Annotated in this window: 16 protein-coding genes; 6 read left to right on the forward strand and 10 right to left on the reverse strand. The window is 71.2% G+C overall.

Annotated elements, in window-relative coordinates; all coding sequences use genetic code 11:
- Positions 1-413 (reverse strand): AAA family ATPase (locus VMR86_22835; GenBank protein ID HTO09906.1); only part of this gene is annotated, 413 nt, incomplete at its 3' end.
- Positions 414-458: 45 nt separating this feature from the next.
- A complete protein-coding gene (locus tag VMR86_22840; protein ID HTO09907.1) occupies positions 459-3,023 on the reverse strand; it encodes an AsmA-like C-terminal region-containing protein in 2,565 nt (854 codons plus the stop codon).
- Between the two features lie 293 nt (positions 3,024-3,316).
- Here VMR86_22840 and VMR86_22845 point away from each other — a divergent pair, with 293 nt between their 5' ends.
- From VMR86_22845 to VMR86_22855, 3 genes are all read left to right on the forward strand, one after another.
- Positions 3,317-3,559, forward strand: a complete 243-nt coding sequence (locus tag VMR86_22845) for a helix-turn-helix transcriptional regulator (protein HTO09908.1) — start codon at positions 3,317-3,319, stop codon at positions 3,557-3,559.
- A gap of 310 nt (positions 3,560-3,869) precedes the next feature.
- Entirely contained in the window at positions 3,870-6,212 is a 2,343-nt protein-coding gene (gene ptsP / locus VMR86_22850) for a phosphoenolpyruvate--protein phosphotransferase (GenBank protein HTO09909.1), read from the forward strand.
- A gap of 11 nt (positions 6,213-6,223) precedes the next feature.
- Positions 6,224-6,697: a Fur family transcriptional regulator gene (locus VMR86_22855; protein HTO09910.1), complete on the forward strand. Its 474-nt coding sequence runs from the start codon at positions 6,224-6,226 to the stop codon at positions 6,695-6,697.
- Here VMR86_22855 and VMR86_22860 read toward each other — a convergent pair.
- From VMR86_22860 to VMR86_22870, 3 genes are all read right to left on the reverse strand, one after another.
- The gene (locus VMR86_22860; protein HTO09911.1) at positions 6,671-7,297 is read right to left on the reverse strand and encodes a TPM domain-containing protein; all 627 of its coding nucleotides are present in this window, start codon (positions 7,295-7,297) and stop codon (positions 6,671-6,673) included. The two genes, VMR86_22855 and VMR86_22860, sit on opposite strands and share 27 nt — an antisense overlap.
- Positions 7,297-7,989, reverse strand: coding sequence for a YgcG family protein (locus tag VMR86_22865; protein HTO09912.1), 693 nt, complete (start codon positions 7,987-7,989; stop codon positions 7,297-7,299). Before VMR86_22865 ends, VMR86_22860 begins: the two co-directional genes overlap by 1 nt.
- A 71-nt stretch (positions 7,990-8,060) precedes the next feature.
- Positions 8,061-8,648 (reverse strand): LemA family protein, encoded by a 588-nt coding sequence (locus VMR86_22870; GenBank protein HTO09913.1) that lies wholly within the window; start codon positions 8,646-8,648, stop codon positions 8,061-8,063.
- 122 nt (positions 8,649-8,770) lie between these two features.
- Between VMR86_22870 and VMR86_22875 the strand changes: the two genes are divergently transcribed.
- The gene (locus tag VMR86_22875; GenBank protein HTO09914.1) at positions 8,771-8,998 is read left to right on the forward strand and encodes a (2Fe-2S)-binding protein; all 228 of its coding nucleotides are present in this window, start codon (positions 8,771-8,773) and stop codon (positions 8,996-8,998) included.
- A gap of 36 nt (positions 8,999-9,034) precedes the next feature.
- On the forward strand, positions 9,035-10,156 hold the full coding sequence (locus VMR86_22880; GenBank protein HTO09915.1) for an AGE family epimerase/isomerase: 1,122 nt from the start codon (positions 9,035-9,037) through the stop codon (positions 10,154-10,156).
- 9 nt (positions 10,157-10,165) lie between these two features.
- On the opposite strand, the gene VMR86_22885 is transcribed toward VMR86_22880, so the two are convergent.
- From VMR86_22885 to VMR86_22905, 5 genes are all read right to left on the reverse strand, one after another.
- Positions 10,166-10,387: a hypothetical protein gene (locus VMR86_22885; GenBank protein ID HTO09916.1), complete on the reverse strand. Its 222-nt coding sequence runs from the start codon at positions 10,385-10,387 to the stop codon at positions 10,166-10,168.
- A gap of 222 nt (positions 10,388-10,609) precedes the next feature.
- Positions 10,610-11,230 (reverse strand): hypothetical protein, encoded by a 621-nt coding sequence (locus VMR86_22890; protein HTO09917.1) that lies wholly within the window; start codon positions 11,228-11,230, stop codon positions 10,610-10,612.
- 23 nt (positions 11,231-11,253) lie between these two features.
- Positions 11,254-12,069, reverse strand: a complete 816-nt coding sequence (gloB, locus tag VMR86_22895) for a hydroxyacylglutathione hydrolase (GenBank protein ID HTO09918.1) — start codon at positions 12,067-12,069, stop codon at positions 11,254-11,256.
- 9 nt (positions 12,070-12,078) lie between these two features.
- Positions 12,079-12,501 carry a (2Fe-2S)-binding protein gene (locus VMR86_22900; GenBank protein HTO09919.1) on the reverse strand — a complete coding sequence of 141 codons (423 nt, stop codon included), beginning with the start codon at positions 12,499-12,501 and terminating at the stop codon, positions 12,079-12,081.
- Between the two features lie 24 nt (positions 12,502-12,525).
- Entirely contained in the window at positions 12,526-13,398 is an 873-nt protein-coding gene (locus tag VMR86_22905) for a PD-(D/E)XK nuclease family protein (GenBank protein HTO09920.1), read from the reverse strand.
- A 135-nt stretch (positions 13,399-13,533) separates the two neighbouring features.
- On the opposite strand from VMR86_22905, the gene VMR86_22910 reads away from it, so the two are divergent.
- The coding region (locus tag VMR86_22910) for a hypothetical protein (GenBank protein ID HTO09921.1) at positions 13,534-13,863 on the forward strand (330 nt) is incomplete at its 3' end.

The raw sequence follows: 13,863 nt of genomic DNA on the forward strand, positions 1-13,863 counted from the left end.
TGCTCCACCGGGTTCTGCGTGGCCATGACCAGGAACGGCTCGGGCAGGCGCAGTGTCTCGCCCGCCAGAGTGACTTGCCGCTCCTCCATGGCCTCGAGCAGCGCGCTCTGCACCTTCGCGGGCGCGCGGTTGATCTCGTCGGCGAGGATCACGTGGTGGAAGATCGGCCCGCGGTGCAGGCGGAAGGTCGACTGGGCCGGCTCGTACACCTGCGTGCCGAGCAGGTCGGCGGGCAGCAGGTCCGGGGTGAACTGGATGCGCCGGAACGACAGGTCGAGCACGCGCGCGAACGTGCGCACGGCGGTGGTCTTGGCCAGGCCGGGCACGCCCTCGACGAGCACGTGGCCCTGACAGAGCAGGGCGATCATCAGGCCGTCGACCAGCTCGTGCTGGCCGACGAGAACGCGTGCCATCTCCTTGCGAATCTGTCCGACCGCGTCGCTCACAGGGGCCGAAGTCTACCTCAGGGGTGATTCGACCTGGGGCGGTGGATTGGATTCAGGCGGCGGCGGATTCGGCTCGGCCGGCGGCGGGCTCGTGCGCCGGCCCGGGATCAGCCGGCCCAGACTCTTCACGCCGTTCAGCACGGCATTCGACGCGAAGCCCACCACGCTCTCCACCGCCGCGGGCGGCAGCGGAGTCACCGTCAGGTTGTCCTTCGGGCCCTCGATGCGCAGATAGACGGCGATCAGGTTCTTGTCCTCGCCCAGCATCACGTTGCGCACGATCGGCACCTCGGCCAGCACGCGGTCGAGCGTCTGCAGGAACAAGAGCGCCACGATGAAGTCGTAGCGCCGCTCCGCGCTGTGGAAGTCCATCTCGCCGCTGGCCAGGATGCGCAGCTCGGGTCCGAGCAGCTTCCCGTCGGCGATGCCGAGCTTGCCGCCGTCGAGCGCCAGGTCCGCCTCCACCGTGCGGTACGGGAGCGGCTTGCCCAGGAGCCCGGTGACTCCCGCCAGCGACGGCACGCGCGCGATCGCGACCAGCGTGGGCAGGCGCGCCACCGTGCCGTCGCGCAGCACCAGATGGCCCTCGAGCCGGCCCTCGGTGCGGAAGTCACCGCCCGGCCGCAGCGCGCCCGACAGCTTGAGCTTCACGTAGCCCCGTCCGGTCACGCTGTCCGCCGGCAGGCCGAACGTCTCGCACACCTGCTTGGGGTCGAAGCCCGACACACCCAGGTCCAGGTCGAAGGGCGCCCGGCCGGCCTGGGAGAGGTCGACATGTCCCGAGGCGTCGAAGTCGCCGTCGGCGAGCCGGGCCTTGATCCCGCTGGCGGTGACCGCCGCGCCCTCTGCAGTGAGTCGCCCGTGCAGGCCCTGGACCGGCCACTCGGGCAGACTGAGCGTCTGGAAGGCCACCTTGGCACTGAGCCAGCGCGGGCCCGTGATCGGCCCGCCCGGCCCGGGATCACCCTCGAGATAGCGGATGCGCACGTCGACGCGCTCGATCGCGCGGTCCCACTTCACCGAGAACTCCGCCGGCGAACCGCCGAGCGTGCCCCGCACCGGGTCGGCCACGATGCCGCCGTTCGGGAAGCGCAGCTCGCCCGACGCCTGGCGCACGGGGAGGATCAGCTGGGGCATGCGCAGGGCTAAGTCCTCGAACTGTATGACCGTCGGCTCCTTCGCGGTCGAGTCACTGGCGCGGAACGCGGCCGCCATCGCGGCCAGACCCGAAAGCTTGGTCCCCGGGCCGCCCACCACGTGGTCCTCCTCGTCCGGCAGGTGCACCAGCCGGTGCATGCCGTCGAGGCGCACGTTGATCTCGGGCAACGGCTCGCCGTCGTCCGTCATGCGCAGACGCCGGATGTCCATCACGTTGCCCCGGATCTCGAGCTCGCCCTGCATCTGCGTGAGCGGTGTCTCGTCGGGCTTGGGCCGGTAGGTCCCGTCGCGCACGCGCAGCTGCAGCACGAACGCGTTCTCGGCCATGGGCGTGTCGTACGAGAGACTCTCGCGGAAGGTCGCGGTCGGCACGTCGACCGTAAGGTGGATGTCCTCGGCAACGCCCGCCTCGATGCGCGCGCGCACCTTCGCCCAGCTCTTGAAGCGCTGCGACAGGAAGTTCAGCCCGTTCACGCGGTCCTGACGGCCAGGCTCGAACGGCAGGAGGCGCAGGTCGGCGGTGAGACGCCCGCCGGATCCCGAACCGAGCTTGACCGAGCCGCTGGCGACCAGGTCGTCGAGCGCGAGCGGGTGGAGCTGGAGCGACAGGTTGTTTCCGCGCCAGTCGACGTCGGCCACCACCTGGGTGCTGCGCGGGGCGATCGGGCCCGAGTACTTGGGAATCACGAGCTCGAAGCGCTCGACCCGTGCCTGGATGCGGCCCTTCACCCCGGCCGAATCGAGCGACAGGTCGAAGCCGCCCTCGGCACGGCCCTTGGGAGTCACGAGCGTCTTCGGCAGGGTGGCCAGGTCGAGGCGCGCGAAGGTGCCGCGCAGGTCGGCGCCGGCGCGCGTGGCGCTGAAGCGCAGCGCCAGCTCGGACACCGGCTTCTCGCCGCGAGTCAGGCGCGCGCTGCCCTCGCCTTCGACCCGGGTGCCGAAGCCCGCGCGCTTGGCGTCGAGCTGCAGTCTCTCGAGTGACCAGCGCTCGCCAGCGGCGCTGGTGACTTCGACCCGGCCGTCCTGGACGAGCAGGCCCAGGCGCGGCAATGCCGCCGGGTCGAAGGCCAGGGGCTCGGCGCTGGTGCGGATGCGCAAGAGCGGCGCGTCGAGCGTCCAATCGAGCGGCAGATACTGGCCGGCCAGGAGCCGCGGCCAGGCCTGCACCCCGCGCGCGTGCGCCACCTCCAGTGCGGGCGGTGCGTCCGGGGCCGACGGATCCGCCACCCGGACCTGCTCGAGCTCGACCTCGAGCCGGCGGCCGAAGTGGAGCTGGACCTTCCCGATCTCGACGTGCCGTCCCAGGAGCTTGGTGAGTGCCCCGGCGACGAAGTCCGCGTCGGCCGTGTACAGCATGGCGAACAGCGCGCCGAACGACGCCAGCGCGAGGAGCACCGCCACCACGAGCAAGCGCCGCAAGATGCGGACCGCGCGGCGTCTCTTTACAGGCTCGGGACCCGGCTGAGTCAGGGGTCATTCCCTCGACATGACCGCTCTCGCGCCGGCACCCGGCGCGCAGATGGGCGCGCAAGACCTTCGCAAATCACGCGCGCCGGGGCCCGTCGGGGACCCGCAGCCCCTTGCCTCCTGGCGAACCTAAATGGTGGCCACCGCTAAAGAACCGGATTCGCGGGCCCGATCGGAGGGACGAATACGCAACAGGGAGCCTCTGTGAGGGGGGCTCCCGGCCTGACCTGGAGGAGCTCCACGCAATGGAGCACACGAGCTTCGAAGAGCACATGGACGACAGCAAGCCCCGGAAGCGGAACCGGGTGCGTGAGCTGCGCGAGAACAAGCTCATGACCCAAGCGCAGCTTGCCAAGAAGGCCAAGGTGGCCCTGCGCACGATCCACTCGGTGGAGAAGGGCATGAACTGCCGCATGGACACCAAGCGCAAGATCCTCCTGGCTCTCGGGATGCGCTTCGAGGACAAGGACCAGGTCTTCCTGGACTGACTGTCCTGGCGAGATCTCTCGAGGCGGAACTGCTCCCGCCTTGGAAAAGCACGGCACGCGAGGCGATCGCGTGCCGTGCTTCTGTCCTTAAGGGGCCCGGCGCGTGTCTTAAGGGGCCCGGCGCGCGGGCGGCCGCGCGCCACCCGAGCTTCGTTCGCCTGCGGCTCACTGCGCGCCTCCGCTTCGCTCCGGCTTGCGGTTCCTACGGGGCCCGGCGCGTGTCTTCCGGGGCCCCCCGCGGGCGGCTGCGCGCCTCCGCTTCTCTTCGGCTTGCGTCGGGGTTTCGGTTTGAGCCGCTAAACTCTCTCTCATGCCGCGGCCGTCCGCGAACTTGCTCCGCGATCTCGGGCGCCTGCTCACGCGCAGCCACGACCTGGAGGAGACGCTGAACAACGTCGTGCGGCTTGTGGCGCGCTGGATGCGCGCATCGGCCTGCTCGATCTATCTGCTCGAGGACGACGGGCGGACGCTGATCCTGCGTGCCACGCGCGGGCTGAACCCGAACGCCGTGGGGCGCATGCGCATCCGGGTGGGGCAGGGCATCGCCGGGCGCTCGCTCGAGCAGCGCGAGACGATCGCGGTGCCCGACGTGCGGCAGGATCCGCGCATCCACGCGTTCCCGTACTCGGGCGAGCAGCGCTTCCGCTCGCTGGTCGCCGTGCCCCTGCTCGTGCGCGGCGAGCCGGTCGGCGTGCTCACGGCGCGCACCGCGCGCGTGCGAGTCTTCACGCCCGAGCAGCTCGAGCTGCTCGAGATGATCACCGCGCAGGTCGGCACGATCGTGCTGAACGCGCGCCTGCTCGACCGCGCGGTGCGCGACGCGAGTGAGGGCCGCGCGAGTCAGCCGGCGCCGGCGCGCGAGCTGCGCAAGCCGGGCATGCCGCTGCGCGGGATCGCGACCTCGCCCGGCATCGCGCGCGGCAGCGTGCACCTGCTCGCGGCGCGGCTCGACCTGTCCAACCTGGACTACCGCCCGGCGCGCACGGCCGAGGCCGAGTGGCGCGCGCTGCAGCGCGCGCTGCGCGAGACCGTGCGCCAGCTGAACGAGCTGCGCGAGACCGTGGGCGCCCGCTTCGGCGAGGAGCTGGCGGACGTGTTCACGACCCACATCATGATCCTCGAGGACCAGGGCTTCCGCGAGAGACTGCGGCGCCAGCTCGACGTGCACGGCAACGGCGCGCGCGCGCTGGTCGAGACGCTGCAGAGCTACGCCGCGATCCTGGGCGCGAGTCACGACCCGACCCTGCGCGAGCGCGCGGCCGACATGGAAGACGTGCTGCAGCGCGCGGTGGGCGAGCTCGTGGGCGTGCGCGCGCACCACACCAAGCTGCGCCAGCGCGGGATCATCGTGGCGGAGCGCATCACGCCCAGCGAGTTCGTGCTGCTCGAGACCGAGAACGTGGCCGGGCTGGTGACCGAGCACGGCGGGCCGACGAGTCACGCGGCGATCTTCGCGCGCTCGCTCGAGATCCCGGCCGTGTCCGGCGTGCCGGGCCTGCTCGAGAAGCTGCGGCCCGACGACGAGCTGATCGTCGACGGGCTCGAGGGCGCGGTGATCGCCGCGCCCACCCGCGCGCAGCGCACTCACTACGCCGAGTCGGCCGAGCGCTACGAGCGGCTGCGCGGCCGGCTCGACGAGCTGCGCGGCCTGCCCAGCGAGACACGCGACGGCGTGCGCGTGCGGCTGTCGGCGAACATCGGCGGCCTGTTCGACCTGGACCTGGTCAAGCGCTACGGCGCCGAGGGCGTGGGGCTGTTGCGCACCGAGATCCTCGCGCTCTCGTCGCGCGGCCTGCCCGAGGAGGAAGAGCAGCTGCGCGGGTATCTGCGCGTGGCCGAGCAGGTGGCGCCCGACCCGGTGACCGTGCGCTGCTTCGACCTGGGCGGCGAGAAGGCGCTGCCCAACGAGACACTCTACGAGGCCAACCCGCAGCTGGGCTGGCGCGCGATCCGCATCCTGCTCGACCGGCCCGAGCTGTTCCGCACCCAGCTGCGCGCGATCGTGCGCGCGAACGCGCGCGGCAACGTGAAGATCCTGCTGCCGATGATCGCCTCGCTCGACGAGGTCGAGGCCTCGCGCGCGCTGCTCTCCCAGGTGTGTCGTGAGCTCGGCGCGCAGCCGCCGCCGCTCGGGGTGATGATCGAGACGCCGGCCGCGGTCGCGGTCGCGGAGCATCTCGCGCGCGCGAGTGACTTCTTCTCGATCGGCACCAACGACCTCATGCAGTACGTGCTCGCCACCGACCGCGAGAACGAGCTGGTCGCGGGCGCCTACGACCCGTTCCATCCCGCGGTGCTGGCGGGCATCCGCCAGGCCGCCGACGCCGCGCGCGCGGCCGGCCTGCCCTGCGCGGTGTGCGGTGAGCTGGGCGGCAGCCCGGTGATCGCGCCGCTGCTGGTCGGCATGGGCATCCGCGAGCTCTCCATGGCGCCGTTCTCGGTGCTCGTGATCCGGCAGGTGCTGCGGCGGCTCGAGGCCTCGGCGCTGGAGGCGTGTGCAGCGCAGGTCCTGCGCTGCGCGCGCGCCGCCGACGTGCGCGAGAGACTCGCGGAGACCTACGGCGCGCTGGGCTTGCTCGACGACCCCGACATCGGCGGAGCCATGAAACTCCTGCTCGCGCCGCGCGTTGACAGTCGGGACGGGCCCCGATAGCGTCGCCCGCCATGGCTTCGAGTGCTGAGTCCGACCGGCGCATGCAGAAGCAGCTGGCGGAGCACCTCGCGCGCAACGGTCTCAAACAGACTCGCCAGCGCGAAGCCATCCTCGAGGCGTTCGCCGCCGCCAAGGGTCACGTGTCGAGCGAGGAGCTGTACGAGGTCGTGCGCGCGCGCCACCCCGACGTGGGCGCGGCCACGGTGTACCGCGCGCTGAAGCTGTTCTGCGAGGCCGGCGTCGCCCGCGCGCACCACTTCCGCGACGGAGTGACTCTCTACGAGCGCGAAGGCCACCACCACGATCACCTGATCTGCACCAGCTGCGGCGCGATCGTCGAGTTCGAGCGCGCCGTGATCGAGGAAGAGCAGCTGAAGGTCGCCGTCGAGCACGGCTACCGACTCACCCAGCACCGGCACATCCTCTACGGGATCTGCCCCAAGTGCCAGAAGAAGGCCTCAAGCGCCGCGCGGCCGGTCCGGTAACTCGTTCAGGTCGTCGGCGCGCGGCGGGAAGTTCGCGGCCAGGATCTCGCCGCAGCGGCGGATGCCGGCCACCAGCCCCTGGTCGGCGCGGCCCGCGCGGATGCCCGCGAGCACGCGCTCGACCACCTCCTCCCAGGTGCCGTCGGCCACGCGCGCGTGGATGCCCTTGTCGGCCACGACCTCGACCCGGCGCTCGAGCAGCGACACGTAGATGAGGATGCCGGTGCGCTCGCGCGTCTCGACCAGGCCCGCGTGGTGGAAGGCGAGCGCCGCCGCCTGGTGCACGCGCTCCGAGAACAGCGGGTTGGGCGCGACCGCGCCCAACAGCGGCCGCCAGCCGAAGCCCGCGCACAGCGCCGCGAATACACCGATCTGTGTCGGCACGAGCCAGGGGTCGAGCTGCGGCGCGAAGGCGGCGAGCAGCCCGCCGCCGGCGATCGCCACCAGCGCCGCGGCGCCGATGCGCACGTCGGCGTACGAATCACTGCGCTCGACCACCACCGGCACGATCTCGCCGGTGGTCGTGCGCTCGGCGTCGCGCACCGCGGCCTCGATCGAGTCGAAGGCGCCGGGCGCCAGCAGCTCTTCGACGCCCGCCATCACCACCTCCCGGAGGCCCCGCCGCCACCGAACGAGCCGCCGCCGCCCGAGAAGCCGCCCCCGCCGCCGAAGCCGCCGCCCCCGCCGAAGCCGCCGCCCCCCCAGGGCCCGCGGGAGTAACTCCCGGAGCGCCGCAGGCCGGGCAGGCCGATTCCGAACAGGCTCCAGAAGAGCGGAGTGCGCGCGAAGATGATCAGCAGCACGAGAATCACCCATCCGACGCGGAACCAGGTCTCCCATGCTTCGACGTCGGATCGCGGGCGACGGTTTGGCAGCGGCAGCTTCTCGCCCTCGATCACGTTCTGGATCGCGTAGACCCCGCTGACGATGCCGCCCGCCATGTCTCCGGCACGAAACCGGGGCGCGATGACTTCGTTCACGATGCGCGAGGCGATCGCGTCGGGCAGGATGCCCTCGAGCCCGTAGCCGACCTCGATGCGCAGCTGCCGGTCGTTCGGCGCCACCGTGAGGATCACGCCGTTGTCGAGGCCCTTCTGGCCGATCTTCCACGCTTCCGCGACCTGCATGGAGTAATCCTCGATCGGCAATCCCTCGAGCGAGGGCGTGACGTGGACCACGATCTGGTGGCCGGTCTTCTGCTCGAAGGCCGCGAGTGACTGCTCGAGTGAGTCGCGGGTCGCCGCGTTCAGCACGCCCACGCGGTCCATCACGCGCGCGCGCAGCGGCGGCACGTCGAACGCAAGCGCGATCCCGGCCGTGAGGAGGCACGCGGCGGCGAGCGCCGCGAGCGCGCGGCGCCGACTCAGAACTTCACCTCGGGCGGCTTGTCCGCGCCGGTCGTGGCCTCGAAGCTCGGCCGCAGTTCGGCGTGCAGCAGCCAGCGCGCAGTCAGGTTGGTCGGGAACTGGCGCACGAGCTTGTTGTACTCCGCCACACTGTCGACGTAGCGCTTGCGCGCGACCGCGATCCGGTTCTCGGTGCCTTCGAGCTGCGCCTGCAGGTCGCGGAACGCGGCGCTCGCCTTCAGGTCGGGATAGCGCTCGACCACGACCATGAGTCGGCTCAACGTGCTCGACAGCGCGGACTGCGTGTCCTGGATCTTCTTCAGCGCCTCGGGATCGTTGATCACGCTGGCGTCCATCTTCACGCTGGTCGCATTGGCGCGCGCCTGGATCACGGCCTCGAGCGTCGACTTCTCGAAGTCCGCCGCTCCCTTCACCGTGTTCACCAGGTTCGGAATCAGATCCATGCGGCGCTGGTACTGGTTCTGGACCTCGCCCCAGGCGGCCTTCACGCCTTCGTCGGCCGACTGGATGGTGTTGTATCCGCACGCCGAGAGCCCGAGCAGCAGGGCCAACGCACAAGCCACCGAACGGTTTGGGGTTTTCATGCGCCCAGCGTACCCCGCAAGCGGGCCTTCGTGGCAAGTTCGTGCGGGCGCCGTTGAGCGTGCAATTGAAAGTCATTCTCAACTGGTTTACGATCCCGCCCGTTCGAGAGGGAAGGCCCGACTTGATCGTCTGCAGCTGCCACGGCGTGACCGACCGCGAGATCCGCCGACTCGCGCGCAACGGCGCGTGCACCTTGCGCGAGGTCGCCGAGACCTGCGGCGCCGGCGCCGGCTGCGGGGGCTGTCGCGCCAGCGTGCGCGCCATCCTGCGCCAGCACGTCGAGGCCCGGCACGCGAGCGAGAGCGCCTCGGTGACCGCCTCCGTCTCCCTCGCCGCTGAGCCCGCTTGAGCTAACGTCCGGCCGATGCGGCTCACGCGTGCCTCCGTGCGCGCCCACCTCGTCGAGGAGTTACTCCCGCTCTGGGCGCGGCACGGCCTGGACCGGAAGGCGGGTGGCTGCTGGAACCGGCTCGACGCGGGGCTCGCGCCGATGCCCGACGGCTTCAAGCGGCTGGTGGTGCACGCGCGCCAGGTCTATGCGTTCGGGCGCGGGGTCGAGCTCGGCGCGGGCGATTGGGCGCGCCAGTCCGCCGCGCACGCTTTCGAGTTCCTGGTGCGCCGCTTCCGCGACGAGCGGCACGGCGGCTGGTTCTTCACCACGACTGACTCGGGCGAGCCGCTCGACCGGCGCAAGGACCTGTACGCGCACGCCTTCGCCCTGTTCGCGCTGGCCGAGCACCAGCGGGTGTTCGGCGGCGACGAGTCACTGCGCCTGGCGCGCGAGACCTTGGGCGTGCTGCGCACGCGCCTGCGCGACCCGCGCGGCGGCTTCGTCGAGAACGCGGCCGAGGACTTCTCGCCCAACCCGGGACCGCGCCTGCAGAACCCCCAGATGCACCTGTGCGAGGCCTTCCTGGCGCTGCATGCCGTGGCCCCGGCCGAGGGCGCGCTCGCCGACGCGGCGGAGCTGGTCGAGCTCCTGGGCAGCCGCTGGGTCGACCCCGGGACGGGCGCGCTGGGAGAGGTCTTCGACGGCTCCTGGAGCCCGGCGCCCGGCGAGCCAGGTCAGGTGGTGGAGCCCGGCCACGGCTTCGAGTGGTATGCGCTCTTGCAGCGCTTCGCGGACCTCGGAGGCACGGGCTCGGCCCGGGCCCTCGCCGAACGCCTGCTGGGCTTCGCCGCGCGCCACGGCCTCGATGCCGACGGCGGGGTGCTCGACCGGGTCGACCGCGACGGCCGGCCCCTGCACACGACCAAGCGCCTGTGGCCGCAGACCGAGCACCTGAAGGCCCTGGCCGTGCAGCTCCAGCGGGCGCCCGATCCGGCGCGCCGCGCGCGGCTGGCCTCGGCCTTGGAAACCTGCACCAAGCGCTACATCGACCCGACCCACGGCGGCTGGCGCGAGCAGCTGTCGCGGGAGGGGCGGGTGCTATCCCAGGCGCAGAACGCGACCAGCGTCTATCACGTGGTCACTGCGTTCAGCGAGGTGCTCGCGGCCGCTGACTGATCCGATCGGTCAGTCGTGATCGGTCGGGATGCGAGCCACGTCGCATTGGCAGAAGTTGCCTACCAGGCGCACGCGGCCGGTCTCGATCAGGTGATGGACGGCGGCGACGACCTCTTCCTCGCTCGAGGCGGCGTCGGCCACGGCTGCGACCAGGTCCAGCAGTGTCAGGGTCTCGGGTCGGCTCGACTCGAGGCTCTCGAGCTCCACCAGCTTGTGCGCGACCTGTGCCATCCACCCGCTCCTTGCCTTCCCGCTTGCCGCGAGAGCGTTCGTACGCTGGATCACTAAAGCATCGAGCGTGCCAATCCTCGGCTTGAGCAAGCGCGGCCGGAAACCCGCGAAACTGCGGCGGCGCCCTTGCACCGCAGCTCTGAAACCGCGCCGATGAGGACGAGTTCCGTCAGCGGGGTGACGCTGTTCGTCAACGGTTCGTCAACGCTTCGCGGGGTCGAGTCAGCGAATCAGGCTCGACCAGCGGTTGTCACCGGCCCGGAAGATCAGGACTTTGTGCGCGAGCACGAGGGTCACGGTGACGTCACTGAACGACGCGCTCTGGACCAGCTCGCTCGGACCGAGCGGTTCTTCGACGAAGCCCGCCGACAGCGACGAGAAGCCGATCGCCCGGCGCGGAGTCACGATGGCCGCGATGTTCGCGTCGGCGTCGATCTTGCGCGGGTACTCGCGGGGTCCCAGGCCGAGGCTGATCCAGATGCCGGACCTGGGCGAGAAGCCGACCAGCCGGGTCGCCAGCTCCACGATCGCCACGCGGTCCTGGACGTGGATCCCGTCGGGGTCGACCGGCTTCTCGCGGATCTTGTAGCGGAGCTCCGCGAACTGGGCGGAGCGCGACGACAGCGCGAGCAGGCGGTGATTCGTGGCGATCACGCCCACGAAGCCCTGGGTGCGCAGCGCGATCACGTACTCGCCGAGCTCGAGGTCGGTCTCGACCGTCGGGAAGCCCGCGCCGGCCACCCCGATCAGGTGCCGGTCCACCTGCAGCACGTCGACCTGGTCTTCGGGACGGAACGGCAGGTCGGCCCGGGCCACCCCGGCGACGAGCGCCGCGAGCAGCACCGCAGTGGCCGAGAGGCTTCGGATCAGAACTTGTCCTTCAAGGCGCGAACGGCCCCGAGAATCGACACCGGATCGGTGGCCGTTCCCGGCAGGCGTTCCAGGACCGACGCGACCAGCTCCGCGGAGTGGGCGCGCATGAACGGGTTCGTGGCCCGCTCCTCGGCCAGGGTCGAGGGCACGGTCATCTCGGCCTCGCTCGCGCGGTGCCAGTCACTCGCCACCGACGCCCGCGCCGCGCGCACCCGAGCCATGCGCTCGCGCAACGCCGCGCTCTCCGGCTCGAGCGTGAGCGCGAAGCGCAGGTTGTTCTCGGTGTACTCGTGTCCGCAGTACACGCGGGTGTCGTCGGGCAGGCGCGCCAGCTTCACGTTCAGCGCCTCGTGCATCATGGCCGGCGTGCCCTCGAACAGGCGCCCGCAGCCGCCCGCGAACAGGGTGTCTCCGCAGAAGACCGCCCCGGGCAGGACGTAGGCGATGTGACCGCGGGTGTGGGCGGGGATGAAGACCACCTCCGCTTCCAACCGGCCGATCGCGACCCGGTTGCCCTCCTCGAGCCCCGTCGTGAAGCCGGGCAGCCGCGACTTGTCCGAGGCGTGGCCCAGGACCGGGGCGCCGAAGCGCGCCGCCAGCTCCGGGTTCGCGGCGCTGTGGTCGGGGTGATGGTGAGTCGACAGGACCTTCACCACCCGTACGCCCAGCTTGTCGACGCGCGCGACCACCGGCGCGGCCTCGGGCGCGTCGACCACCGCCGCCTCGCCCGTCTGGGAATCGATGATCAGGTAGGTGTAGTTGTCACGCAGGGTCGGGATGCGCTCGACGCGCAATGAGGGGGCGGGCATGGGGTGAGTCTAGCCGAACACCACCTCGAGCTCCGAGCAGACGAGCTTCATGAGACGTTCGGCGACGAGCGCGCGCACCTCGGGCAGGTCGTTCGCCGCCACGTGCAGCTCGACGCGCAGCCCGTCGACGGACACGAGCTCGACGCGCGTGCCCGGCGGCAAGCGCGCGGCGATGCCCCCGAAGAGCGCCGTCTCGACCCGGCGGTACGCTTCGACCGCGTTGCGCGCGCGGTTCGCGCGGCGCACGGAGTCGGCCACCGGAATGCCCGCCACGTCGGCGAGGATCTCCTCGAGCTCCGGCCGGCAGGTCCCGCAGCCCGCACCCGCGCCGAGCGCGGCGAGAGACTCGAGGTCGGCCGCGCGGCGCGCGCGCGCGAGCTCCTCGATCTTCCGACTCGAGAGCCCCATGCAGCGACACGCGAGCCGAGCCACGGGGCGCTTATCGGCGCGGCGGGCTCACTCCACGAACAGGGCGAGTTGCTGGCTGGCTGCCGATAGCGTCGGAAGCAGCGGCTCGAGTGCGGAGCCCGGCCGCGCGCGCGCGACCTCGCGCGCTTCGCTCGGCGCTTCGGGACACAGCTCGGCGTAGTCGCACCAGCGGCACAGCGGGCCGGGCTTGGGCGCGTACTCCGTCTCGGCCTCGATCAGGTCGATCAAGCGCACCGTCGACGCGCGCAGCTCGTCGAGCGCTTCCGACGAGCGGCGCGAGCGCAGCGTGCGGTTGAACACGAGGTAGTGCCAGACCAGCTCGACCTCGCGCGCCTCGGAGTAGGTCTGCTCGATGCCGATCTGGTACAGCGCGAGCTGGCGGTCCCCGTCGATGCGGCTCTGCGGCGGGAGATAGCCGCTGGTCTTGTAGTCATGGATCTCGAACACGCCGTCGCGCCGGCGCGTGACGCGGTCGATCACGCCGCGCGCGCGGTAGCGGCCTTCGCCGTCGAGGCGCAGCTGAATCTTCTGCTCGATGCCCACGGTCTCGCCATCGCTGAACGGATAGTGGGCGCGGTAGAAGTTCTCGAGACAGCGCGCGCCGCGCTCGCGGTAGAACTCGGGCGGGTTCTCGGCGCGCACGATCGTGATCTTGTCGTGCCAGGCCAGCGCCCAGTCGCGCCGGAAGCGCTCGAGCACCTGCGCCAGGCTGGGGGGCTTTCCGAAGCGCGCCAGGTGGTGGTACAGACGTTCGAGTATCTCGTGGACGCGTTTGCCCATGAACGCTTCCACGCCTTCGCCGTCGACCTTGATGTCGTCGACGTAGCGGTACCGGAACTTCCGAGGGCAGTCCTCGAAAGCCGACAGCCGCGAGTGACTGTACTCGGTCACCTTTCTCACCCGGGAGGAGCACCCCAGTATTCGCACCCCGCCGCCGGGGCGTCAACGGGGATGCGTATGCTGGGCAACGCCGGGCTCGGCGCGTAACCTTCGGGCCCGGTGGGGGATCGAAGGCGAGCGAAGGGAGTCCGGGACGTGTCCACATTGACGGAGACGATCGCCCAGCACCTGGCGGCCAAGCGGGACCAGAACGACCCGGTCAGCGAGGGCCGCCGGCAGGCCTGCCCCGACACGGGCCGGGTGGTCGACGTGCTCGAGAACCTCCGGAACATCGTATTCGAGCGCACGCCCCTCGAGCGCCTGAACTCCGACCTCGAGGTCGTCCACGGCCTCTTGTCCGGCCTGGTCGGCTCCGACCTGGCCTCGGCCTTCGTGGAGCGCCTGCCCGACGTCCGCCACTGCGTGGGCATGGACGTCGAGGCCGCCTTCAAGGCCGACCCCGCCGCGAAGTCCTACGCCGAGGTG

This window comes from Myxococcota bacterium, from assembly GCA_035498015.1.
GTDB lineage: Bacteria > Myxococcota_A > UBA9160 > SZUA-336 > SZUA-336 > VGRW01.

Excerpts from the sequence above, each read along its gene's own strand:
- gloB (HTO09918.1), bottom strand. The coding sequence starts at position 12,069 with ATGCCCGCCCCCTCATTGCGCGTCGAGCGCATCCCGACCCTGCGTGAC.
- VMR86_22845 (HTO09908.1), top strand. The coding sequence starts at position 3,317 with ATGGAGCACACGAGCTTCGAAGAGCACATGGACGACAGCAAGCCCCGG.
- VMR86_22860 (HTO09911.1), bottom strand. The coding sequence starts at position 7,297 with ATGGCGGGCGTCGAAGAGCTGCTGGCGCCCGGCGCCTTCGACTCGATC.
- VMR86_22855 (HTO09910.1), top strand. The coding sequence starts at position 6,224 with ATGGCTTCGAGTGCTGAGTCCGACCGGCGCATGCAGAAGCAGCTGGCG.
- VMR86_22885 (HTO09916.1), bottom strand. The coding sequence starts at position 10,387 with ATGGCACAGGTCGCGCACAAGCTGGTGGAGCTCGAGAGCCTCGAGTCG.
- VMR86_22870 (HTO09913.1), bottom strand. The coding sequence starts at position 8,648 with ATGAAAACCCCAAACCGTTCGGTGGCTTGTGCGTTGGCCCTGCTGCTC.
- ptsP (HTO09909.1), top strand. The coding sequence starts at position 3,870 with ATGCCGCGGCCGTCCGCGAACTTGCTCCGCGATCTCGGGCGCCTGCTC.